Source organism: Flavobacterium orientale (assembly GCF_014638005.1).
In the GTDB taxonomy this organism is placed as follows: Bacteria; Bacteroidota; Bacteroidia; order Flavobacteriales; family Flavobacteriaceae; genus Flavobacterium; species Flavobacterium orientale.
This window is the reverse complement of sequence record NZ_BMFG01000001.1, coordinates 390,995-416,003: the sequence shown is the minus strand read 5'-3', so window position 1 is coordinate 416,003 and position 25,009 is coordinate 390,995. Positions and strand designations below refer to the sequence as shown.

Genomic DNA, 25,009 nt, shown 5'->3' with positions numbered 1-25,009 from the left:
ATTAGTGGCAGTCGCTCTGTTATAACGTTTGTTAAATCTGTCACCATTGATGGCTTATCTATGGAGTATCTATGGAGTATCTATGGCTTATCTATGGAGTATCTATGGCTTTGACCCGTCCTGTAACCCGTCATAAAATAACTATACCTATTATTAAATAAATCCTATTATAGTTATACAACTATAATTCTTGACGAATTACTTTCTAAATCTTATTGCTTTCAATTTTGAAAAGTACGTTGTTTTGCTGTAGCTTTGTTAAAACATTTTTAACATGATTACAAATAGCACCATTCAATTTTTGGAAGATTTAAAAGAGAACAACAATAGAGATTGGTTTCTTTCACAAAAGTCATCTTATGAAAATTACAAAAAAAACTATCACAGTTTAATAGCCTCTATTTTGGATCATTTGAAGCCAAAAGATGAAAGTTTACAGCATTTGGAAATTAAAAACTGTACGTTTAGAATCAACCGTGATATTCGATTTTCAAAAGACAAATCACCTTATAAAACACACATGGGAATTTGGTTTTCTACCAATCAAAACTTAAAAAATGCACCAGGGTATTATGTTCATGTTGAAAAAGGAAATAGTTTTATTGCCGGAGGTTTATATTGTCCGGAACCCTCTGATTTGAAAAAAATCAGAAAAGAAGTTGCATTTTTTTATGATGAACTTCAAGAAATAATCAATCACAAAACCTTTAAAAAGGAATTTAAAGATTTAGATCGTGACCCAAGTCAACTTTTAAAAACAGCTCCTAAAGATTTTGAAAAAGACCATCCGGCAATTGAGTTTTTAAAAATGAAAAGCTTTACAGCAACCCATAAGATAGCTGATTCAGCACTTTTTGAGCCTGAGTTTTCAAAAAACATTGCTCAAAAATTACTTGTTTTGAAGCCATTAAATGAGTTTTTAAATCGAGCTTTACAAACCGAATAAAACAAATAAATCGTTCCAATTAATTTACTTTTGCTTTTTCAATAGTCATTTTCATATGAAGATTCATTCTGATTTTTGTTTAAAAAACTACAACACTTTTGGCATTGATGCCAAAGCCAAACTATTTGTTACTGTTCATTCTGTAGATGAATTAGTTGAAGTTTTAACTTCTTTTCCTGATAAGAAAAAATTTATTTTAGGTGGAGGCAGCAATATGTTATTAACTCAAAACATTGATGCATTGGTCATTCATGTCAATTTAAAAGGCATTAAGATTATTGATGAAAACGATGATTTTGTTTGGGTAGAAAGTCAAGCCGGTGAAAACTGGCATGAGTTTGTGATGTGGACTATTGAGCACAATTTTGGCGGTTTAGAAAATCTTTCCTTAATCCCCGGAAATGTTGGCACAACTCCAATCCAAAACATTGGAGCTTATGGTGTTGAGATAAAAGACACCTTCGTTTTGTGTGAAGCCATTCATATCGAAACCCAAGAATTATTAGTTTTTGATAATGCAAAATGCAAGTTTGGTTACAGAGAAAGTATTTTTAAAAACGAAATAAAAGAGGAATTCATTATTACTTCGGTAGTTTTCAAATTGACAAAAAGAAATCACAAACTGACTACTTCCTATGGAGCAATTGAAACCGAATTACAGCTACAAAATTGCACAAAACCAACTTTAAAAGATGTTAGTAATGCGGTGATTGCTATTAGAAAAAGTAAATTGCCTGATCCCAAAGAATTAGGAAACAGCGGCAGCTTTTTTAAAAACCCGATTATTTCAAAAACAGATTTTGATAAAATTCAACAAAAATTTCCTGAAATGCCGCATTATGTTGTTTCGGAAACAGAAGTAAAAGTTCCGGCAGGTTGGCTAATTGAGCAAGCCGGATTTAAAGGCAAACGTTTTGGTGATGCAGGAATACATAAAAATCAAGCTTTAGTTTTAGTAAATTATGGAAGTGCGACAGGCAAAGAAATTTGGGAAGTTGCTCAAAACATTCAAAAAAGTGTATTTGACACGTATGGTATTACAATTGAAGTAGAGGTCAACATAATTTAACTGCTCGTACATGTTAAATTACTATTGAATTTTTTTTATCTTTGCAGAACAAAAAAACGCATCAAAAATGAAATTGATATTACTAACCATAGGTCTTTTAGCCTTAGCATTTGCGGGAATTGCCATAAAAATATGGGCGAAAAAAGACGGTAAATTTGCTGGAACTTGTGCGAGTCAAAGTCCGTTTTTAAATAAAGATGGTGAAAACTGCAGTTTCTGCGGAAAATCACCTGACGAAATGAAAGACTGTTCAGAACCAACCCATTCTTAATCTGTACTTTTTATTATGTTAGACCTGCTTTTCTATATTTTTATAGGTGTAGTGGCTATTCAACTTGTCTATTATTCACTAGTTTTTGGTCGGTTTTCATTTAGTCATTCAAAAGAAACAAATCCAAAAAAAATACCTGTTTCTGTAATTGTTTGTGCAAAAAACGAAGCAGAAAATGTTTCAAAATTCATTCCTTTACTTTTAAATCAAAAGTATCCGGAGTTTGAAATTGTGCTGATTGATGATTCCTCAAGTGATAACACCTTGGATATTTTTGAAGAATTTGAAAAAAATAATTCCAATATAAAATTAGTCAAAGTAAAAAACAACGAAGCTTTTTGGGGCAACAAAAAATTTGCACTTACTTTAGGCATAAAAGCGGCCAAACACGAATATTTGGTTTTTACAGATGCTGATTGTTATCCTGAAACTGAAAACTGGCTTCAGGAAATGAGTTCGCATTTCACCATGAAAAAAACCATTGTTTTAGGTTATGGAGCATATGAAAAAATACCCAATTCGTTTATCAATAAACTAATTCGATTTGAGACGTTACTAACCGCAACTCAATATTTTGGCTGGGCAAAAATTGGAAAACCGTATATGGGAGTTGGTAGAAATTTAGCCTATAAAAGAGAAGAGTTTTTCAGAGTAAACGGTTTTATTGACCACATGAAAATCAGGTCGGGAGATGATGATTTGTTTATCAATCAAGCTTCAAACAATAGCAATACCACTATTTGTTTTTCAAAAAATAGTTTTACCTATTCTAAACCCAAAACTTCTTTCAAGGAATGGTTTACCCAAAAAAGAAGGCATATTTCAACAGCCACAAATTATAAGTTTTTTGACCGTTTTCAATTGTCAGTTTTTTATCTGAGTCAAATTTCTTTTCTGATTTTAGCACTACTTTTATTCGCTTTTCAATACAATTGGATAGCTGTTGGCTCGATTTGTGTTGGAAGGTATTTGTTTAGTTGGATTTCTTTAGGATATGCCGCTTCTAAATTGAAGGAATCTGACGTTATGTATTGGTATCCGTTTTTAGAACTGGTACTCATTTTTACGCAATTGAATATATTTTTTACTAATCTTTTTTCAAAACCGGTTCATTGGAAATAAAACCAATCATAGAAAAAGCCAAAAATGGTGATCAGTTAGCTTTTACAATGCTACTTGACTTGTATTGGAATGAAGTCTATGGATTTATGTTAAAAAGAACTGAAAATGAAACAGATGCAGAAGACATTACCATAGAAACTTTTTCGAAAGCCTTTGATAAATTAGCCAATTATAACTATTCCTTTCAATTTAACACTTGGCTGATTGCAATTGCAAAAAATGTTCATATTGATTTGCTTAGAAAAAAGAAATCAAAACAAAATTTAGACATCACAGACCAAGAAGACAGACAAGCTTACAACATTGCAGATAGTTCTCCATCGGCTGAAGACACGTTGATTACAGAACAAAATCTATCCCAATTACTGCAATTTATCAAAGAATTAAAACCGCATTATCAAGAAGTTATTCAACTTCGTTATTTTCAGGAAATGAGTTATCAGGAAATTTCGGAACACTTGAATGAACCTTTAAATAATGTAAAAGTTAAAATTTTGAGAGCCAAAAAGCTACTAGCAGAGATTATTGAACGAAAATAATTTTTTAATCGTTTTCTGATTCTCAACTTCTTTAAAAGCACCATTAGATAATTTTCTTTTCTTATCTTTGCATTTCAAAAAATTGCACTATGAATACTGTTATAGATAGCGTACAACCACCAATTGGAAAACCAAAATGGTTAAGGGTAAAACTACCTACCGGACAAAAATATACAGAACTTAGAGGGTTAGTAGACAAATACAAATTGAACACTATTTGCACCTCGGGAAGTTGTCCAAACATGGGAGAATGTTGGGGAGAAGGCACGGCTACTTTCATGATTTTAGGTAATATTTGTACACGTTCCTGTGGTTTTTGTGGTGTAAAGACCGGAAGACCCGAAACGGTGGATTGGGATGAACCTGAAAAAGTGGCTCGTTCTATCAAAATTATGAATATCAAACACGCTGTTATCACAAGTGTTGACCGTGATGATTTGAAAGATATGGGTTCCATTATTTGGCAAGAAACTATTTGGGCCATTCGAAGAATGAAGCCAACCACTACATTAGAAACTTTAATTCCTGATTTTCAAGGAAACGAAAAAAATATTGATCGAATTATAGAAGCCAATCCTGAAGTGGTCTCTCACAACATGGAAACTGTAAGAAGATTAACTCGCGAAGTTCGGATTCAAGCAAAATATGATCGGAGCCTGGAAGTGCTTCGTTATTTGAAAGAAAAAGGCATCAACAGAACAAAATCGGGCATCATGTTAGGACTTGGCGAAACCGAAGAAGAAGTTATCCAAACTATGAAGGACCTTCGCTCTGTGCATGTTGATATTGTTACTATTGGTCAATATTTGCAACCAAGCAAAAAGCATTTGCCGGTAAAAGAATTCATCACTCCGGAACAATTTAAAAAATATGAAACCTTAGGAAAAGAAATGGGTTTCCGTCATGTGGAAAGTGGTGCATTGGTTAGATCTTCTTACCATGCTCAAAAACATATCCTTTAATTTTGTTAAACCTCTTTTGTTCTGATGACAAAAATTAGAGTTGCAATAAACGGTTTTGGAAGAATAGGCAGAAATGTGTTTCGATTGCTACACCAACATGAAGCCATTGAAGTTGTAGCAATTAATGATATTGCCGATGCTAAAACAATGGCACATTTGTTAAAATACGACAGTATTCACGGCATTTTTCCTTTTGAGGTAACTGCAACCAATAATCAATTACTGATTGACGCTAAAGAATATGCCTATCTTCAAGAAAAAAATATTGAAAAAATTGATTGGAAAAAACATTCTATTGACTTTGTAATTGAAGCAACAGGAAAATTCAAAACCCAAGTTGAAGCTCAAAAGCACCTAGATTCCGGTGCAAAAAAAGTTATTCTTTCTGCACCACCCGAAGATGATTTCATCAAAACAATTGTTATGGGAGTGAACGAATCATTATTAGATGGTTCCGAAACAATCATTTCCAATGCAAGCTGCACCACCAACAATGCGGCACCCATGATTCAAATCATCAATAAGCTTTGTGGTATTGAACAAGCTTATATCACAACCGTTCATTCATATACCACAGATCAAAGTCTACATGATCAACCACATAAAGATTTAAGGAGAGCTCGAGGAGCTGCACAATCTATAGTTCCAACAACAACAGGAGCGGCAAAAGCACTAACCAAAATTTTCCCTGAAATGAATGGTAAAATTGGCGGAAGCGGCATTAGAGTACCTGTTGCAAACGGTTCATTAACGGATATAACTTGTTATGTAAAAAGAAACGTAACTATTGAAGAATTGAATTTAGCTTTTAAAAATGCCTCAGATAATGAATTGAAAGGCATTTTAGCTTATACCGAAGATCCCATCGTTTCTGTTGACATTATCGGAAATAAAAATTCGTGTTTATTTGATGCCCAATTGACATCTGTTATTGATAAAATGGTGAAAGTTGTTGGATGGTATGACAACGAAACCGGATATTCTTCAAGAATTATTGACTTAATCCTATTTATTTCAAATAAATAATTAATTTTATAAAACATAAGTTTAATTCTTAAAGTATGAAACAATTACTTTTCTACTTTTTATTTGTTACAATTTCATCTTTCGCACAAATCAATTCTATAAATGATAGCACTTCCTATTATATGGATTTGGCCAATTTTAATTTAAAAAACAACAACTACAGTTTAACGTTAGAGAATTTACAAAACGCAATTGAAAAAGCAGATAAATCATCCAATGTTCAAGCGAAAGCTGCGGCATATTCACTTTTGGGAAATGTTTATTTAGAATTAAAACGCTATTCTGATGCCATTGAAACATTTAATAAAAGCATTAGTTTGTATCAAACTTTAGAGCCTTCGGCAGAAATGGCTTACTCTTTTTATAATCTTGGGGTTTGTTATATTGAGAAAAAAGAATTTTCAAAAGCAGAGAACTATTTTAGAGATGCAGAACAAATTTATAATGAATTAAAAATTGAAGGAGCAAGAGATTTAATTAATTTACAAAAAGGAAAAGTTTATAAAGCTAAAAATGAATTTCAGCTGGCTACTAAAATTTTAAATACTATAGTTTCTAAAAGTGATGCAGAAGATACTTTTAAAACTAAAGCTGAAGCATATTACCTTTTAGGTGCCATCGAATTAGAAAATTCTCGAAATAATTTGGCTTTAAATTATTTGAATCGTGCGATCGAATTAGCAAAAAAATACAATAACTTAGAAGTACAATCAAATACTTATAAAGCATTAAGTGAATCATATGAACGCGTTTTAGATCTTTCAAAATCGCATACTTTTTTAAAAAATCACGTTTTAATTAAAGACAGTATTTTAGCAATTAATCAAAAAAAAATTGGTGCAGAAGGTTTCATGAGTTTCAAAGAAACTGAACGACTTAAAACCATAGAACAATTAGATAAAGAAAACAAAGCACAAGCAAAAGCTACAAAATTTTCTAAATTAATTAGTTTGTTAAGTATCGCTTTAATATCAATTTTATCACTTCTAAGTTTATCCTTATACAAGAATAATATTATTAGAAGCCAAACAAATAAATTGCTTCAAGATAAAAATACCGAGCTTCAATTGGCCAAAGACAAAGCAGAAAAAGCTTCAAAAGCCAGAGCAGAATTTTTATCAACAGTTAGTCATGAGTTAAGAACTCCACTAAATGCAATCAACGGAATTTCACATTTACTGCTGGAGGAAAAACCAAAAAAATCGCAATTACAATATTTAACTTCGCTTAAATTTTCAGGTGATTATCTGTTGAACTTCATTAATGATATACTGGAAATTAACCGTGTTGAAAGTGAAAACATTGAAATTGAGAGCATCAATGTAAACATCAAGCAATTGCTGGAAGATTTACAAAATTCTTTTAAAGATTTAGCCAGCAAAAACAACAATGATTTTGTATTGGATATTGACGAGAATATTCCTGAAAACTTAATTGGCGACCCGACTAAATTATCACAAATATTTATCAATTTAATTAATAATGCTTTAAAGTTTACTAAAAACGGAACTGTAAGTGTTAGTGCAAAAATAATTCCTTTAGAAACAAATGAAGAGGATTTAACCAGAATCTATTTTGATATAAATGACAACGGCATTGGAATCCCGCCTGAAAATCAAGAAGCTATCTTCGAAAGTTTTTCACAAGGCTCCGTTGAAATAAATAGAAAATATGGCGGAACCGGACTAGGTTTAGCAATTGTAAAACGATTGGTAAATCTATTAGGTGGCGAAATCAAACTTAAAAGCGACGTAAATGTTGGCTCCAGTTTTTCGTTTGCTTTAGATTTTAAAATTGGACATCAAACGTTTGTTGAAGTTGTAAAACAATATGATTCTGCAGTTTTTAGCAATAAAAAAGTATTGGTTGTTGAAGACAATAAAATCAATCAGATGATTACCAAAAAAATGGTTGAAAACAAAGAGATGATTTGTGAGATTGTTGACAATGGCGAAGAGGCAATCACGCTAGTGGAAAACAACAATTTCGACTTAGTTTTAATGGATGTTCACTTACCCGGAATCAACGGAACGACAGCAACTGAGAAAATCAGAACGTTCAACAAAACAATCCCAATAATTGCTCTAACTGCCATTTCGTTAAATGAGAATAGAGAAATGTTACTTTCTTTTGGCATGAATGATGTAATTACAAAACCATTTAATCCCGACAATTTTTATAAAGTAATTGCGCAACAATTAAGCTAGTTTAAATCGAATTTTCTATAAATAATTTAATTAATTTTCTAACATTAGGTTCTGCTTTTCGGGCAGCTTCTAACACTTCTTGATGGTTTACTTCATGAATTGATTCCTCATTCCCCATATCGGTAATGACCGAAATTCCAAGACAATCTACATTCATATGTCGGGCAACAATAACTTCAGGAACGGTTGACATTCCTACACAATCAGCACCTAAAATTTTTACCATTTTATATTCTGCCAAGGTTTCAAAAGTGGGCCCTTGAAGTCCTAAATAAATTCCGTCTTTCAAACTTATTGCATTTTGCGTTGCAATTGTTTTCAATTGTTTAATCATGTCTAACGAATAGGGCTCGCTCATATTCACGAATCGCGGTCCGAATCGCTCGTCGTTTTGACCTCGTAGCGGATGATCGGGAAACATATTGATGTGATCTTTTATCACCACAATATCACCCACTACATAATTAGCATTTACACCACCGGATGCATTGGAAACAATAAGTTTGGTCACACCCAAATATTTCATCACTCTAACCGGAAATGTAACCGTTTGCATATCATAACCTTCATAATAATGAAACCTTCCTTGCATTGCTACTACTTTCTTGGAACCAATTTTCCCAAAAACCAAAGCACCTTTGTGACCTTGAACTGTCGATACCGGAAAATTCGGAATTTCAGCATAAGGAATCGTAAATTCTATTTCTAAATCTTGAGTAAACGAACCCAATCCTGAACCTAAAATCACACCAAATTCAGGTGTGAAATTTGTTATTTTCTTGAGATAACTAACGGTTTCTTGTACTTTGTTCCACATAATTTTTAATTGTATTTATAAATTCTAATTCGTTTTGAATAAAAGTGCTTTTAATTGGTAAATAGAATAATTTTTCCGGTTTCAATTTTCCTTTTAACCGCATATAATCTTTTTCGGTAGTCACTATAATTTTTCCTTTGGATTTATTTCGAATCGAATCAATATCACTTTCAGTAAAATCATGATGATCATTGAAAGTCAATTTTTCATCGGAGTCCTTTTGTACAAAATCATAAAATGGTTTTGGTTTTGCAATTCCTGAAACTAAAAGTTTTTCTGATTCTTTAATTTCTTTAATTGCTTTTTTTGTAGTTTCAGAATACACAAATTCATCATAGGAAATACTACTAAAAAAAAGTTTTTGATAGCTTTTTACTTGTAATTTTTTTTCGATTTCAAGTCGTTGTTTTTCAGACAAATCAATGGGACATTTGGTAACAATTACCACCGAAGCTCTTTTTGCACCGGATTGGTACTCTCTTAAATTACCGGTTGGCAACATAAAATCATCAATATATAAATCGTCAAAAGCGGTCAATAAAACATAAAATCCGGCTTTAACTCTTCGGTGTTGAAAAGCATCATCTAACAAAATCACTTGAGGTGGAATAGTTTGATGCAACAATTGACTTATTCCATTTACCCGATCGGCATCGACAGCTACTTGTAAATTGTGGAATTTTGTATGATATTGGAACGATTCATCACCTAAATCTGAAACAGTTGACTTGGAATTCGCTAAGAGAAATCCTTTAGACTTGCGTTTATAACCCCGACTTAAAGTAGCAACTTGATAGTTTTCTTGCAACATTCTGATTAAATATTCAATTTGGGGTGTTTTACCAGTTCCTCCAACAGATAAATTACCAACAGCAATAACCGGGACATCGAATGAAAATGACTTTAAAACTGCTTTATCATATAAAAAATTTCTAATGGCTGTCACAAAACCATATAAAATTGCAAATGGAAAAAGTAATTTTCTAATTAAAATCATAGTACGAAAGTAGGTAATTTTTATCTTTGAAAGAAATAAACTAATCCATCAATTACACCACAATGAAACTCAACCACATTATTCAAGTTTTAGAAGAGTTAGCTCCTTTGGCTTATGCAGAAGATTTTGACAATGTCGGTTTATTAACCGGAAATGAAAATCAAGAAATTTCCGGAATACTGGTTTGTCACGATGCCTTAGAAAATGTTGTTGATGAAGCCATTTCTAAAAAATGCAACTTTATTGTTTGTTTTCACCCCATTTTATTCTCCGGTTTAAAAAAAATAACCGGAAAAAATTATGTGGAAAGAGTCCTCATCAAAGCCATTAAAAATGACATTGCCATCTATGCTGTTCATACTGCTTTAGACAATCATAAAGAAGGAGTGAATAAAATTATTTGCAATGCTTTAGGTTTAAAAAACACTAAAATATTAGTCCCTAAAGAAAAATTTATTCGAAAATTGGTGACCTATACGATTCCTGAAAATCATATTGAATTGCGAAATGCACTTTTTGAAGCCGGAGCAGGAACCATTGGCAACTACGAAGACTGTAGTTTTAATTCAAAAGGCATTGGCACCTATTTAGGAAATGAGAACAGCAATCCGGAAATTGGCGAACGATTTGAATTTGTTGAAAACGAAGAAATTAAAATAGAAGTTACATTTGAAAAACATTTGGAATCAAAAATTTTAAAGGCACTCTTTCAAAATCATTGTTATGAAGAAGTAGCTTATGAAATTTATGAACTGCAAAACAAACATCAAAACATTGGTTTAGGGATGATTGGCGAAATGGAAACAGCAATTTCAGAATCAGAATTTTTGCATTTGGTAAAAGAAAAAATGCAATGTGGAAGCATTAGACATAGTACTTTTTTAAATAAAAACATAAAGAAAGTAGCTGTTTTAGGAGGTTCAGGGAGTTTTGCCATAAAAGAAGCCCTAAAACAAGGAGCCAATGCTTTTTTAACCGCTGATTTGAAATACCACCAATTCTATGAAGCTGAAAATCAGTTACTTTTAGCAGATATTGGACATTATGAAAGCGAACGTTACACAAAAAATTATATTGTTGATTTTCTTATCAAAAAAATTCCTAATTTTGCAATCATTTTATCAGAAGAAAATACAAATCCAGTTAAGTACTTTTAAGTTATGACAAACGTTAAAGAAATGAGTGTAGAAGAGAAGTTAAGAGCACTCTATGATTTGCAATTAATTGATTCGCGAATAGACGAAATTAGAAATATCAGAGGAGAATTGCCTCTTGAAGTGCAAGATTTAGAAGATGAAGTTGCAGGTTTGAAATCGCGTTCAGAGAAATTAAAAGTAGATTTAGATACTATTGACGAGCAAATTAAAGCAAAGAAAAATGCTATTGAAGCTCATAAAGAAGGTATTAAAAAATATACTGAGCAACAAAAAAACGTTAGAAATAACAGAGAATTCAATTCGTTAACAAAAGAAATTGAATACCAAGAATTAGAAATTCAGTTAGCAGAAAAGCACATTAAAGAAATGAAAGCTTCTACTGAATTTAAGAAAGTTCAAATTGCTGAAGCAACAGAAAAACTTTCTTCTAAACAAAATCATTTAGAACACAAAAAAGCAGAATTAGGCGATATCATGTCTGAAACTCAAAAGGAAGAAGAATTTTTAATGAACCTTTCTGCGGAATATCAGGGTAAAATTGAAGAAAGAATTTTAGCTGCTTACAACAGAATCAGAAGCAGTGTTAAAAACGGATTAGCTGTTGTTTCTATAGAAAGAGGAGCTTCTGCCGGATCGTTCTTTACCATTCCACCACAAACCCAAGTTGAAATAGCTGCCAGAAAAAAAATTATCACTGACGAACATAGTGGTAGAATTTTAGTTGATGCTGCTTTAGCCAATGAGGAAAGAGAAAAAATGGAAAGCGTATTTAAAAGCATATAATCTTTAAAACCCCAATCGGGGTTTTTTTTATGAAACAATTTTTTAATTCGGTCGTTATTTTTTGCATTGGCAATTTTATAAATCTTTTGAGCTATATCTATCCCAAAAAAGCCAAAGAAATTGCCTATACATTTTTTAGTACTCCAAGAGCCGGAAGACTACAAAATGAAAATTTGCCTACCATTTTAAAACAAGCTTCTTTTGATTTTTTTGAATTAGAAAATCACAAATTTCCGGTATATGTTTGGGCGGGAAATGCTACTAAAATTATTTTAGTTCATGGTTGGGAAAGTAATGCTTCGCGTTGGGAACCTCTGATTCATCATTTGCAAAAATCAGGGAGCACCTTAATTGCACTTGACGGTCCGGCTCACGGTTTATCAAATGGAGTGGAATTCAATGTGCCAAAATATGCTTCTTTCATCGATGTAGTTGTGAAACATTTTGAACCCTCTATTATAATCGGACATTCCATTGGTGGTTCTGCCTGTTTATTTCACCAACATTTTTACAAACCTGAATCAATAAAAAAATTAATTTTAATAGGTTCTCCTTCTGATTTGGATGTTTTGATTTTTAATTTTAAAAGAATTTTAGGTTTAAACAACCGTGTTTCAAAACAATTGGAAAACTATTTTGAAGAAAAATTCAAATTGAAAATTATCGATTTTAGTGGTGCAAAAATGGCTTCAACTATTGAAATATCAGGAATTGTGGCTCATGACACAGAAGATGATGTGGTATCATTTAAAGAAAGTCAGAAAATTATAAGCAGTTGGAAAAATGCAATTTTCATTGAAACCCAAGGTTTGGGTCATAGCATGCACGATGAAAAAATGTATCAAAAAATCTATAACTACCTATTTGATAACGAATCTAATGCTTACTAATTTTTTTAACGGTTGCGTATTTTCCATCAGATATCTTCAAAAAATAAACCCCTGAATTATATCCGGAAATATTGATTTCTCTTGAATCAGGCACTAACGACTGATACACTTTCTGACCTAATGAATTGAAAATTTCTATTTGTGCATTTTTTGTCAAATCATTTGAAACCATCAAAGTAATTTTATCAGAAGCGGGATTTGGAAAAACTGAAAAATTGGTTAGTTCATTCGCATCTAAATTCAACAACACATAATCATCGTATATCTTTTGAATAGCGGTTTGCATATTTGGAATCGGACCAATAGCACCAGCCCCCGGATTTCCCTGAGCGATTCCTGTGACTTTTAATAATTCCCTCATTTGCGGACCGGTCAAATAGTTTCCATTTAAGGAATGATGATAAGATTGTAAAACAATCGCACAAGAGGCAACAATTGGAGTTGCAGAGCTTGTTCCTGCAAAATTGGTATATCGCTGGTTGAAATCATTTCCAATTACCACAGCATCGCCATAACCTGTTGTATAAACATTTTCACCCCAAGCTTGAACATCTACTCTTGTGCCATGAGTACTGTACCACAATTTATTGTGAGCCAAAGTTGAAGTTCCTGCTCCAACAATTATGGCACCACTATCGCCACGATTCATATAAGGTTGATAAAAAGCTGAATTCAAATTTTGGTTTCCGTTACCGGCTGCTGCAACTATAATAATTCCACTATTGGAGGCGGCCAATGTTAAATCCCAAACCACATTGTTATATTCTGCCGGAACAAATTGATCGTTTTGACCGCCGGTTTGCATTTCAAAAATAATAATATCTCCAGGCGAAGAGTTTTGAATGGATTGTGATATCGCAAAAATTCGATTATAACCCGTTTGTTGCCACTCCGGAAACAAAATCATTTCAGTTGCTCCATGTGCCATTCCGGAAACGCCATAATTGCCTTTATGAGCATAAACAATTCCAAAAACAGCAGTACCATGTTCTGTATAATCAACAGAAGCATTCGAATTGACCGTCATTCCTGCAGCTAAAAAAGCATTAATCTGATGGAATTCTTCATGATTTTTATTGAATCCGTATTCTACATTTCTGATTTTGATACCGCTTCCGATTAATCCCAAATTCCAAGCATGTTGCATATTTACTCCAGGATTTGCTGCAATATAATTTTGATTTGCTTCAAAATTTGGAGTAACCGGCATAATATCAAAAGGTGGTCGAATGGGTTCGAGTGAGATGAGACTACAATAGTCAACGTTTGATAATTCTTCCAATTTTGTAGCGAGTTCCAGAAGTCGCTCATTGGTTGGGTTTGAAATGTTTACCTTTAAAATATTTTTTAAAATTTTTATCGAACCGTCGTCGTTATTAAGCTGTAACGCATTTTGTTCCATTCGGTAAAGTGTCTCCTCTTCCATTAAAATTCCTTTTTCTAAAGAAATGGAAAATTCATTCTGCAAGGTTTCGAAACCCGGAATATGATTTTTTGCAATAGCATTATAATCTTCGTTTGAAAAATCTACCGAAGCTGAAAATCGCACAAATAATTCGTGCGTTTCACTTGATTGGTTTAAATGAAATTGTCCCTTTCGATTTTGACCAAACGAATCAGAAATCCAAAATAATAAAACAATAAAAAAAGCAGTCCTAATCATTCAATTCGGAATTAATTTTTTGATTTTAAAATCATTGCAATTTAATAATTTTATAAACACAATCTAAAAAATTGATTTTCATAAATTAATGAATAAAAGTTACCTTTGCCATCATGGAAAATTCAGGAAAACGAATCAATAAATTTTTATCCGAATCGGGGTATTGTTCACGAAGAGAAGCTGACAAATTAATTTCAGAAGGAAGAGTAACCATCAATGGAATAGTTCCTGAAATGGGTACAAAAATTAGCGAAGCTGATGAAATCAGAGTAGATGGCAAACTGATTCGTGAAAACAGAGAAAAACCTGTTTATTTGGCTTTTAACAAACCGGCCGGCATAGAATGTACCACCAATCAAACAGTTCGAAATAATATAGTTGATTATATCAATTATCCTGAACGAATTTTTCCAATCGGACGGCTGGATAAAGCCAGTGAAGGTTTGATTTTTATGACAAATGATGGTGATATTGTAAATAAAATTCTTCGTGCAAGAAACAATCACGAAAAAGAATATATTGTCACCGTTGACAAGCCCATAACCGATAGATTCATCCAACGAATGGGAAATGGCGTACCGATTTTAGATACCGTTACTCGAAAATGTAAAGTAGAACAGATTAGTAAATTTGTTTTTAAAATTGTTTTAACGCAAGGTTTAAATCGACAAATCAGACGAATGTGTGAGTATTTGGGATATGAAGTTACGGCTTTAAAACGCATTCGAATTATCAATATTTCTTTAGATATTCCGGTTGGAAGATATCGTGATTTATCAGAAGCTGAAATTAATGAACTAAATCAATTGATTGAACCTTCAAGCAAAACGGAAGAAGCGAGTCTGCCTAAAATTAATACGAAGCCGGAAACCTTTAAATTTACTCCAAAAAAAAGGTAATATAATTCTCAAAATTGATTGAAAAAATAGCAATTTCTATATAATTTATATTAAATTGACATGGTGAATTATTATATTTTGTAAATTTAATCACTCCGAATCTTTTATTTTTAACACATTATTTAAACTTAAAATAATATTTTATGAAAAATATAAAGATATCAACAAATCAAAATCTGATAAAAAAAATTAAAAATCACCATCAGATTGTAGCATGGTTTCAAGTAATTATTTTTTTAAATTTAGTTATTTCATGCTCCTATTACAACGTCAAAAACCTTCCAACAAGTTCTGAAAATTTCTCGGAAAACTATAACACCATCAACAAAAATGAAAAATATGTTGTATTGCACACAAACAACAATGATTTTCACCTAAAGAATATCGTTTTAAATGAAGATAATAAAAGTATTGAGGGAGAAATAGATTCTATTTCAAAAAAGCATTTATTATACAACCCTACCAAGAAGAAAAGTGCCTATCAGTATGATAAAAAGAAAGTAATAAAAACAAATGAGGTACATTTTTATACTTCTCAAGAAATCCCTTTTGAAGTTGGTAAATCAATAACAATTCCTTACGATCAAATTGAAAAAGTAGAAGTATATGATAAGGATAGTGGGAGAACATTGTTAAACGTTTTAGGATTTACGTTTGGAACTATTGCCGTTATTGCAATTATCATTGCAGCTACAAAAAGTTCATGTCCATTTGTTTATGTCAAAAACGGAGAAACTTTTGAGTTTGTGGGTGAGTTATATCCCGGTGCTATTTTGCCAACTTTAGAAAGAGATGACTTTATAAAACTTCCCAATTATAGTTCTAATTCAAATGAATTTGTAATTAAAATTACAAATGAATTGATGGAAATTCAACACACTGATTTAGTTGAACTAATTGTTGTGAATCACACTAGCAACATCGATGTATTTATAGATCAAAATGGAAATCTTCACAGTGTTTCAAAAAAAGAAAGTCCTATTCAATTAATTAATGACAGCAGAGACATAGATTTAAACACACTTACTAAAAAAGACAACATTTGCTTTTCTTTTGATAATTATGACTCTAATTCCGAATTTAATTCACTAGAATTAAAATTTGATAAGACCACCAGCAGTTCTAAAGCCAAGTTACTTATAACTACAAAAAACACTTATTGGCTTGATTTGATTTATGGAAAATTTAATGAACATTTTGGTTCTTATTATAACAAATTTCAAAAAAGTCAAAGTAAAATTCCTGCTGAAAAAAACATCTCTTGGCAGAACAATCAAGGAATTCCGCTGACAATTTCTATAAAAATTAATGATGAATGGAAAATAATTGATCGGATATATCCGGTTGGTCCGATGGCATTTCGGGACATAATTGTACCGCTGGATTTAAATGAATTAGAAAAAAATACAGTTGAAATAAAATTAGAATGTGGATTCATGTTTTGGGAAGTTGATTATGCAGCAATTGATTTCAGTCAGAATGAAAATCTGATTGTGAAAAAATACAACCCTAGTTCTGCCATAGATGAAAAAGGTATTGATGTTAAAAATTTATTACTTTTTGAAGATCAACAAAGATTGATACAACCCAATATTGGAAATGAAGTGATTGTCACTTTCGACAAAGAAAGCAACTCAACATCGGAAAAAGAAAGTGTCTTTCTAAAAAATAGAGGTTACTATGAATACATCAGAGATTATAAAGGCAAACCTAAAGTGAAGCAATTAAAAAAGTTTAAACAAGATGGAGCTCTTTCTATCTATTCAAAAAACGAATATTTACATTTCATAAACAATTTAAAACAAAAGCAAATGGTTACTTTAAATGATTAACTATCCAAAATACAATCAGCTTGTTTTAACTCAAAATGATACAAAATCCATTTTGAATCAACCCCAAATTGCCTCAATTAAAAAAAGCAGAAATATAATAACCGGCTTAAAAAAAGAATGGATTGAAATTTTATTTCGAATAACCATTTTTAAAATTGCAATAAAAAACTATCGAAATCCTTGGCATTGGATTTATGTACCGCTTAGATTAGACAAAAAAAGGAGAAAAGCAATTGGCGAACACCGCCTTTTTAAATTAATTCATTTAAATAATCGATATTACTGGGGGCTTTATACTCCGGGTTGGAATGGCAATTCCTTTCAAAATTTTATTGCTTCGGAAATGAACCGGATAATTCCAATGAAAAAAAAAGTAAATCAATTTATTAATGCCTATGTTTCTATTACAAAAAAATGTTCGTTACGATGTGAACATTGTTATGAATGGGAAAATTTAAATACTAAAGACAATCTTTCTACTGAAGTAATTGTGTCAAACATTACAAAAATTCAACAAAAGGGAGTAAGTCAAATACACTTAACCGGCGGCGAACCCTTACTTCGTATTGCTGCTATTTTAGAAATTTTAGAACATTGTGATAAAAAAAACACCGATTTTTGGGTGTTAACTTCTGGCTTTAAACTAACTGATGAAAATGCCAAAAATCTACACCTCGGTGGATTAACCGGAGTTTTTATAAGTTTAGATCATTTTGATCCGGAAAAACATAATACATTCAGAGGTTATAAAGATGCTTTTTATTGGGCAAAAGAAGGTGTCAAAAATGCAATAAATAACAACCTAGTTGTTGCTTTGAGTATTTGTGTTACTAATGAATTTACATCTACCGAAAACTTAATTTCTTATGCAAAACTAGCAAAAGAATGGGGTGTTTCTTTTATTCAATTATTAGAACCAAAAGAAGTTGGCCATTATACTGATAAAAATGTAGTGCTATCAAATGAAAAAACCGCTTTGTTAGATGATTTTTACTTTAACATGAATTATAATTCTGATAATAAATCATTCCCTTTAATAAGCTATCATGGCTATTATCAAAGAAGACAGGGTTGTTATGCTTCAGGAAATAGAAGTTTTTATTTGGATGCTAACGGTGATTTTAATTCCTGTCCTTTTTGTCATCAGAAATCAGGATCAATATTTAATGACAATTTTGATGATTGTATTACTGACATGATTTCAAAAGGTTGTCCAAATTATACACAAATTAAAACTTAAAATTTTGTTTTACTCTGATATCAATCAATGGTTAATCGGTGCAATGACATTTGCCTTGAGGTATTTTGTTTTGGCAGGTTTGGCTTATTTTGTGTTTTACATCCTTTTTTTCAAGAAATTAAAAGCCTTAAAAATTCAAGATAAATTTCCGAATTTCAAACAGCTAAAGCACGAAATACTATTCTCAATTTGTGCAATGCTTATTTATGGTTTATCAACCGGCATCTTAATATATTGGTATAAAAAAGGGTTTACAAAAATATATACTGACCTTGAAGAATATGGAATTATCTATTTTGTGATCAGTATTCTATTAATTATCGTAATACATGACACTTATTTTTATTGGTCTCACAGATTAATGCACTCCCATAAATGGCTGTATCATTTTCACAAAACACATCATATTTCAACCAATCCAACACCTTGGACATCCTTTTCATTTCATCCGATTGAAGCAATCATTTCAATAGGTTTTGTTCCCATTGTTGTTTTCTTAATTCCAGTTCATCCCTATGCTTTGCTTATTTTTTTTACTTTTATGACTTTGTATAATATTTTAATTCATTTAGGTTTCAAATTATTTCAATCAAATTATTTCAATCAAATTTTTAACAATGCCTTTAATCACGATATTCATCATCAAAAAAATCAAAGACATAATTTTGGTTTTTATTTTGTGTTTTGGGATAGAGTTATGGGCACACTGAATGACCAATCAAAAAGTTAAACTTGTAAAAAAAACAATAAGAATTTTTGTATATTATTTGGAAAGTATATTTTTGGACCAAATAATTTAAAAACAACACAATGAAAAAAAATTTTTTAGCAAGTCTATTTTTAACCGCCTTTTTTGGATTGGTTTCCTGTAGTAGTGATGGTGATTCTAGTCAAAACTCTACTACATTCAAAATTAATGGTGTATCATATACACTACCTCCAACGCAAGGAATCACATATTTAGCTATGTCAAACACCTTTGAAATAGATGAAATCACCTATGACCGGGTTTCAATTATAATCAATGGTTTTAATGGCGTAACAAATGTTGGAGTAGTAACCTTTGATTTGTTCATGTTGCCAGGTCAATCCATAGCAGGTGATTATCAGATTTCTATTGATGAAAATGAAGATGTTACTTCTGATTTTGAACAAATACTTTTAAGCCAACAAAGAGCATGCATGGGATGGACTTCTGGAGTGTCAGCTTCATCAATGGATATTCAAAATTCAATAGGCGGAAATGCTCCTACGGGTACTGTAAAAATTATTTCAAATGGAGGTAATAACTACACTATTCAATATAATGGTAATTTCAAAAAGCTATTAGATTTTACAGCGATTCCGGTAGAGATGAACATAACAGGAACTATAAATATCAATTAATTTAGTATTAAAAAAAACCAAACCCAAGCTCATCACTTGGGTTTTTTATTTATTTTAACTTCAATCGTTTTTGCTCTCTGGCTAATAACGTATTTTTGAGAAGCATCGCAATTGTCATAGGTCCCACTCCACCGGGAACAGGAGTAATAAAAGAAGCTTTTTTACTGACCAAATCAAAATCAACATCTCCAGTAATGCGGTATCCTTTTTCGGTGGTTTCATCTGCAACTCGAGTAATTCCTACATCAATAACTACTGCATCATCTTTAACCATTTCTGCTTTCAAATAATTTGGAACACCAAGAGCTGTAATAATAATATCAGCTTGAGTGGTGATTTGAGAAATATTTTTGGTATAACTATGTGTTAAAGTAACAGTTGAATTTCCCGGAAAACCTTTTCTTCCCATCAAAATACTCATGGGTCTACCCACTATGTGACTTCTTCCAATCACTACGGTATGCTTTCCTTGTGTTTCAACACCATAACGTTCTAATAATTCTAAAATACCGAATGGAGTAGCCGGAATAAAAGTACTCATATCCAAAGCCATTTTACCGAAATTTTCCGGATGAAAACCGTCAACGTCCTTACTTGGGTCAATGGCCATCAACACTTCTTGAGTGTCGATTTGTTTTGGCAATGGCAATTGCACTATAAAACCATCAATAGTATCGTCTTCGTTTAATTCTTTGATTTTTTTAAGCAGTTCTGTTTCAGAAGTGGTATTCGGCATTTTGATTAAAGTACTTTCAAACCCCACGCGTTCGCAAGCTTTTACTTTACTACCAACATAGGTTAAGCTTGCTCCATCATTTCCAACAATCACAGCCGCTAAATGAGGTACTTTTTCACCATTATCTTTCATTTTCTGCACCTCAGCAGCAATTTCATTCTTGATGTCTTCCGAAACTTTCTTTCCGTCTAATAATTTCATGTATCTGTTGTTTTAGTTGTGTCAAAAAAATAAGACGCGATAAATCGCGTCTGTATTGTAGAAAATTATCTCATTCCTTTCATGCCACCCATCATTCGGGCGAGGTTTTTTCCACCACCGCCTTGCATCATCTTCATCATTTTGCTCATTTGGTCAAATTGTTTCATCAATTGATTCACTTGTTCCACTTTTGTTCCTGAACCTTTGGCAATTCTTATTTTACGTTTTCCGTCAATAACAGTTGGTTTTGTTCTTTCTAATGGTGTCATCGAGTGAATGATAGCTTCGATATGTTTGAAAGCATCATCTTCAATCTCCACATCTTTTAGAGCTTTTCCGGCTCCGGGAATCATTCCGACTAAGTCTTTCATGTTACCCATTTTCTTTATTTGCTGAATTTGAGATAAGAAATCATCAAAACCAAATTCGTTTTTGGCAATCTTCTTTTGCAGTTTGCGAGCTTCTTCTTCATCATATTGCTCTTGAGCTCTTTCAACTAACGATACTACGTCACCCATTCCCAATATTCTATCAGCCATACGAGAAGGATAGAAGATATCAATAGCTTCCATTTTCTCACCGGTACCGATAAATTTTATGGGTTTGTTTACAACCGATTTGATTGTTAAAGCAGCTCCACCTCGGGTATCACCGTCTAATTTGGTTAAAATTACACCATCAAAATTCAATCTGTCGTTAAAAGCTTTTGCTGTATTAACGGCATCTTGTCCGGTCATGGAATCAACCACAAACAAGGTTTCGTGTGGTGTGATTGCTTTGTGAACATTAGCAATCTCATTCATCATTTGTTCGTCAATAGCCAAACGACCGGCAGTATCGACAATTACCACATTAAAACCGTTAGCTTTAGCATGTTTTATCGCATTTTGAGCAATAGCAACCGCATCTTTATTTTCAGGTTCAGAATATACTTCAACGCCAATTTGATCACCAACCACATGCAACTGATTGATAGCTGCAGGACGATAAATATCACAAGCTACCAAAAGCGGTTTCTTTCCTTTTTTTGTTTTTAAAAAGTTGGCTAGTTTCCCTGAAAAAGTAGTTTTACCGGAACCTTGCAAACCTGACATTAAAATCACTGTTGGTGTTCCGGAAAGGTTGATACCAACTTCCTCTCCCCCCATTAATTCGGTTAACTCATCTTTAACCAATTTTACCATTAACTGACCCGGTTGCAATGACGTTAACACGTTTTGACCCATTGCTTTTTCTTTCACCGTAGTAGTAAAGTCTTTTGCGATTTTAAAGTTCACGTCGGCATCTAACAGAGCACGACGTACTTCTTTTAAAGTATCGGCAACGTTTACTTCGGTGATTTTTCCGTGACCTTTTAATATATGAAGGGCTTTGTCGAGTTTATCGCTTAAATTACTGAACATAATTCTAGTTTTGATTTTATGAAGTGCAAATTTAAGAAATAGAACGGGATGTACCTCTGTTAATTGAATAAAAAAACCATCCTTTTTAGGGATGGTTTTCAATACTCTATCAATTAGTTTTAGTTTTTTTGAAAAGTCAGTAAATCAACACTTCCATCTCCACCACTGATGTGTTTGAGTTCTAATTTTGTGGAAGAGCTGCTTAGAATCCTCCAATCTTCACTTATCTCTTCAAAAGGACCATTTATAACCGTAAAATTTATAACCATTTTCGGTGTACTATCGTCTGTTCCGGTTGTCCAAGATCCTGTCATTGTATTACTACTATTTACAGCTGTTAAAACATTGTTTGCTGCAAAAGTAAAATCATATCCCGCATAGTTTGACGTTTGGTTAGCACCATCTTCTGAAAACAAGGTCACTTTCCAGGTACCGTTAACCACATTATTATTTACGTCAGTAATATTGGGATTGTTTGACGAATTGTTGTCGTCATCACTGCTGCACATTGAAGCCACATTAAGCAAAAAAATGCTACATAAAAGCGGAAACAAAATTAATTTTTTCATGTTGTTTGTAATTAAATTTAAGTTATTTATAAGTTCTATAAATCTATTACTTCAACAACGCTAAATTGCTTTTATTGTTATTCCGATTTTAACATTTTTTTTACATTCGTTCAGGCACTTCAATTCCTAATAAGTTAAATGCTGATTTTATAATTTCTCCCACTTTTTGCGACAATTGTACTCTGAATACTTTTAGTTTCAAATCTTCTTCAGGAAGGATGGGTACGGATTGATAAAAAGAGTTGTATTCCTTCACCAACTCATAGGTATAATTTGCAATCAAGGCCGGACTGTGTTGTTGTGCTGCACTTTGAATAAGGTCAGGATAAGCGGCCATCAGTTTTAGTAATTCTTTTTCTTTGGGATGCAATACAATGTTTGAACTAAAGTCAGCATAATCAAAATCTGCTTTTCTCAATATTGATTGAATTCTGGCATAGGTGTATTGAATAAACGGTCCTGTATTTCCGGCAAAATCAACAGATTCTTCGGGATTAAAGAGCATGCTTTTCTTGGGGTCTACTTTCAGCATGAAATATTTTAAAGCTCCCAATCCTATAATTTTATATAAACGTTGTTTTTCTTCTTCTGAATAGCCGTCTAATTTTCCTAATTCTTGTGAAATCTTTGCTGCTGTTTCGGTCATTTCCGCCATTAAATCATCGGCATCAACGACAGTACCCTCTCTTGATTTCATTTTTCCGGAAGGTAATTCTACCATTCCATAGGATAAGTGATATAAATGAGAAGCCCATTCAAAACCTAATTTTTTCAGAATTAAAAACAGCACTTTAAAATGGTAATCTTGTTCGTTACCGACGGTGTACACCATTCCGCCAACATCGGGAAAATCTTTAACCCGTTGAATTGCTGTGCCAATATCTTGTGTCATATAGACAGCTGTACCGTCTGAACGAAGTACAATTTTTCTATCTAATCCATCATCAGTTAAATCAATCCAAACCGAACCATCGGGATCTTTTTCAAAAATCCCTTTTTCAAGTCCGTATTGCACCACTTCTTTCCCTAATAAATACGTATTACTTTCGTAATAGTAACTATCAAAATCAACTCCTAAGTTTTTGTATGTTGTTTCAAAACCGTCATACACCCATTGGTTCATGGTCTTCCAAAGTTCTATTACATCCGGTTTACCTGCTTCCCAATCTAAAAGCATTTGTTGGGCTTCAAGAATAGAAGGAGCATTTTTCTTCGCCTCTTCTTCAGTTTGACCTTCACTCATTAGCTTCGTGATTTCCGATTTGTATTTTTTATCGAAAGCCACATAATAATTTCCAACTAACTTATCGCCTTTTAAACCAGTAGATTCCGGCGTTTCTCCACTTCTACTATTTTTCCAAGCCAACATTGATTTACAAATATGTATCCCTCTGTCGTTTATAATTTGTGTTTTGTATACTTTTTTACCGGAAGCTTTTAAAATTTCTGCAACGGAATATCCCAATAAATTATTTCTAATATGCCCCAAATGGAGTGGTTTGTTGGTGTTTGGTGATGAATATTCCACCATTACAGCTTTCTCGTTGGGATTTGTGGTTTTACATCCGAAGTTTTCTTCTGTTCGAATTTCATTTAAAAAATGTACATAAAAGGCATCGTGAATAACCACATTTAAAAATCCGGAAACCACATTGAATTTTTCAACAATGGGTACATTATTGACCAAGTAAGTGCCAATTTTATTTCCAATCTCCATTGGATTTCCTTTTATCACTTTTAATAAAGGAAAAATAACAACTGTAATGTCCCCTTCAAAATCTTTGCGTGTTCCTTGAAATTCAACTTTATCAATAGTTGTATCAAACAATTCGCTTATTGCTTTTTTGATTGGTTCAATTAAAATATCAGAAACATTCATAATGGTCTATTTAAGGGTGGCAAATATAGTCATTAAGTCAAAAACTTACAATGTATAATGGTTGAAGTTTTTGAAGTTGGAGATGAGTGATGGAATTTAGAATATTGAGAATAGAGAATGGAAAATAGAGGATAGACTAGATATTTACTAAAAATGGATTAATTGGGGAAAAACCGTAAAAAAGTTCTGTTTGGAATGATGAACGGGAAAATTTCAACCCATATAATTGAATTAGAACCAACGAATTAGAAACACTATATACTAATTAATGATTTTTCAGACAAAAGAAAATAAAAAATTCGACAAAATGCACCAAACTTGTACTACTTAAATTACTTTTAATTCATTTTTATGCATTTCATCGACTTTTTTTGCATTTAATCGATTTTTATGCATTTATTTGTCACGTCAAAAC

23 protein-coding genes are annotated in these 25,009 nt (G+C 32.3%); 16 read left to right on the top strand and 7 right to left on the bottom strand.

Annotated features, from left to right (window positions below; genetic code table 11):
* Positions 1-274 precede the first annotated feature (274 nt).
* The 8 genes from IEV15_RS01790 (at position 275) to IEV15_RS01755 (ending at position 8,142) form a co-directional block, all read left to right on the top strand.
* A complete protein-coding gene (locus tag IEV15_RS01790) occupies positions 275-946 on the top strand; it encodes a DUF2461 domain-containing protein (RefSeq protein WP_188360778.1) in 672 nt (223 codons plus the stop codon).
* Positions 947-1,001: 55 nt separating this feature from the next.
* A complete protein-coding gene (gene murB, locus IEV15_RS01785; protein ID WP_188360777.1) occupies positions 1,002-2,015 on the top strand; it encodes a UDP-N-acetylmuramate dehydrogenase in 1,014 nt (337 codons plus the stop codon).
* A gap of 67 nt (positions 2,016-2,082) precedes the next feature.
* Entirely contained in the window at positions 2,083-2,286 is a 204-nt protein-coding gene (locus IEV15_RS01780) for a membrane or secreted protein (RefSeq protein ID WP_188360776.1), read from the top strand.
* 15 nt (positions 2,287-2,301) lie between these two features.
* Positions 2,302-3,408: a glycosyltransferase gene (locus IEV15_RS01775; RefSeq protein WP_188360775.1), complete on the top strand. Its 1,107-nt coding sequence runs from the start codon at positions 2,302-2,304 to the stop codon at positions 3,406-3,408.
* A complete protein-coding gene (locus IEV15_RS01770) occupies positions 3,399-3,947 on the top strand; it encodes an RNA polymerase sigma factor (RefSeq protein ID WP_188360774.1) in 549 nt (182 codons plus the stop codon). The genes IEV15_RS01775 and IEV15_RS01770 overlap by 10 nt, the downstream gene beginning before the upstream one ends.
* 89 nt (positions 3,948-4,036) lie before the next feature.
* Entirely contained in the window at positions 4,037-4,909 is an 873-nt protein-coding gene (lipA, locus tag IEV15_RS01765; RefSeq protein ID WP_188360773.1) for a lipoyl synthase, read from the top strand.
* Between the two features lie 24 nt (positions 4,910-4,933).
* Positions 4,934-5,935 carry a type I glyceraldehyde-3-phosphate dehydrogenase gene (gap, locus tag IEV15_RS01760; RefSeq protein ID WP_188360772.1) on the top strand — a complete coding sequence of 334 codons (1,002 nt, stop codon included), beginning with the start codon at positions 4,934-4,936 and terminating at the stop codon, positions 5,933-5,935.
* 35 nt (positions 5,936-5,970) lie between these two features.
* Positions 5,971-8,142, top strand: a complete 2,172-nt coding sequence (locus tag IEV15_RS01755; protein ID WP_188360771.1) for an ATP-binding protein — start codon at positions 5,971-5,973, stop codon at positions 8,140-8,142.
* A gap of 1 nt (position 8,143) precedes the next feature.
* Here IEV15_RS01755 and IEV15_RS01750 read toward each other — a convergent pair whose 3' ends face one another.
* Both IEV15_RS01750 and lpxK read right to left on the bottom strand, forming a co-directional pair.
* Positions 8,144-8,959, bottom strand: a complete 816-nt coding sequence (locus IEV15_RS01750; protein ID WP_188360770.1) for a purine-nucleoside phosphorylase — start codon at positions 8,957-8,959, stop codon at positions 8,144-8,146.
* Complete coding sequence (lpxK, locus tag IEV15_RS01745) at positions 8,931-9,956, bottom strand: tetraacyldisaccharide 4'-kinase (RefSeq protein WP_188360769.1); 1,026 nt, start codon at positions 9,954-9,956, stop codon at positions 8,931-8,933. The genes IEV15_RS01750 and lpxK overlap by 29 nt, the downstream gene beginning before the upstream one ends.
* Before the next feature lie 62 nt (positions 9,957-10,018).
* On the opposite strand from lpxK, the gene IEV15_RS01740 reads away from it, so the two are divergent.
* The 3 genes from IEV15_RS01740 to IEV15_RS01730 are packed head-to-tail and all read left to right on the top strand — an operon-like array spanning position 10,019 to position 12,786.
* The gene (locus IEV15_RS01740) at positions 10,019-11,113 is read left to right on the top strand and encodes a Nif3-like dinuclear metal center hexameric protein (RefSeq protein WP_188360768.1); all 1,095 of its coding nucleotides are present in this window, start codon (positions 10,019-10,021) and stop codon (positions 11,111-11,113) included.
* Between the two features lie 3 nt (positions 11,114-11,116).
* Positions 11,117-11,896, top strand: a complete 780-nt coding sequence (locus IEV15_RS01735; RefSeq protein WP_188360767.1) for a zinc ribbon domain-containing protein — start codon at positions 11,117-11,119, stop codon at positions 11,894-11,896.
* A 29-nt stretch (positions 11,897-11,925) separates the two neighbouring features.
* On the top strand, positions 11,926-12,786 hold the full coding sequence (locus tag IEV15_RS01730) for an alpha/beta hydrolase (protein WP_188360766.1): 861 nt from the start codon (positions 11,926-11,928) through the stop codon (positions 12,784-12,786).
* Here the strand turns inward: IEV15_RS01730 and IEV15_RS01725 are convergent.
* On the bottom strand, positions 12,773-14,449 hold the full coding sequence (locus IEV15_RS01725; RefSeq protein ID WP_188360765.1) for a S8/S53 family peptidase: 1,677 nt from the start codon (positions 14,447-14,449) through the stop codon (positions 12,773-12,775). The genes IEV15_RS01730 and IEV15_RS01725 overlap by 14 nt on opposite strands.
* 113 nt (positions 14,450-14,562) lie before the next feature.
* Here IEV15_RS01725 and rluF point away from each other — a divergent pair, with 113 nt between their 5' ends.
* From rluF to IEV15_RS01700, 5 genes are all read left to right on the top strand, one after another.
* The gene (gene rluF, locus IEV15_RS01720; RefSeq protein ID WP_188360764.1) at positions 14,563-15,348 is read left to right on the top strand and encodes a 23S rRNA pseudouridine(2604) synthase RluF; all 786 of its coding nucleotides are present in this window, start codon (positions 14,563-14,565) and stop codon (positions 15,346-15,348) included.
* 143 nt (positions 15,349-15,491) lie between these two features.
* Complete coding sequence (locus IEV15_RS01715) at positions 15,492-17,180, top strand: hypothetical protein (RefSeq protein WP_188360763.1); 1,689 nt, start codon at positions 15,492-15,494, stop codon at positions 17,178-17,180.
* Positions 17,173-18,420: a radical SAM protein gene (locus IEV15_RS01710; protein ID WP_188360762.1), complete on the top strand. Its 1,248-nt coding sequence runs from the start codon at positions 17,173-17,175 to the stop codon at positions 18,418-18,420. The genes IEV15_RS01715 and IEV15_RS01710 overlap by 8 nt, the downstream gene beginning before the upstream one ends.
* A 4-nt stretch (positions 18,421-18,424) precedes the next feature.
* Positions 18,425-19,150, top strand: a complete 726-nt coding sequence (locus tag IEV15_RS01705) for a sterol desaturase family protein (RefSeq protein WP_188360761.1) — start codon at positions 18,425-18,427, stop codon at positions 19,148-19,150.
* An 80-nt stretch (positions 19,151-19,230) separates the two neighbouring features.
* Positions 19,231-19,806 carry a hypothetical protein gene (locus tag IEV15_RS01700; protein WP_188360760.1) on the top strand — a complete coding sequence of 192 codons (576 nt, stop codon included), beginning with the start codon at positions 19,231-19,233 and terminating at the stop codon, positions 19,804-19,806.
* A gap of 49 nt (positions 19,807-19,855) precedes the next feature.
* Here the strand turns inward: IEV15_RS01700 and IEV15_RS01695 are convergent, their stop codons facing one another.
* The 4 genes from IEV15_RS01695 to argS form a co-directional block, all read right to left on the bottom strand.
* A complete protein-coding gene (locus IEV15_RS01695) occupies positions 19,856-20,743 on the bottom strand; it encodes a bifunctional 5,10-methylenetetrahydrofolate dehydrogenase/5,10-methenyltetrahydrofolate cyclohydrolase (protein WP_188360759.1) in 888 nt (295 codons plus the stop codon).
* Positions 20,744-20,808: 65 nt separating this feature from the next.
* Entirely contained in the window at positions 20,809-22,146 is a 1,338-nt protein-coding gene (gene ffh, locus IEV15_RS01690; protein ID WP_188360758.1) for a signal recognition particle protein, read from the bottom strand.
* A 119-nt stretch (positions 22,147-22,265) separates the two neighbouring features.
* Positions 22,266-22,715 carry a hypothetical protein gene (locus IEV15_RS01685; protein ID WP_188360757.1) on the bottom strand — a complete coding sequence of 150 codons (450 nt, stop codon included), beginning with the start codon at positions 22,713-22,715 and terminating at the stop codon, positions 22,266-22,268.
* 100 nt (positions 22,716-22,815) lie between these two features.
* Positions 22,816-24,594 (bottom strand): arginine--tRNA ligase, encoded by a 1,779-nt coding sequence (gene argS, locus IEV15_RS01680; protein ID WP_188360756.1) that lies wholly within the window; start codon positions 24,592-24,594, stop codon positions 22,816-22,818.
* Positions 24,595-25,009 lie beyond the last annotated feature (415 nt).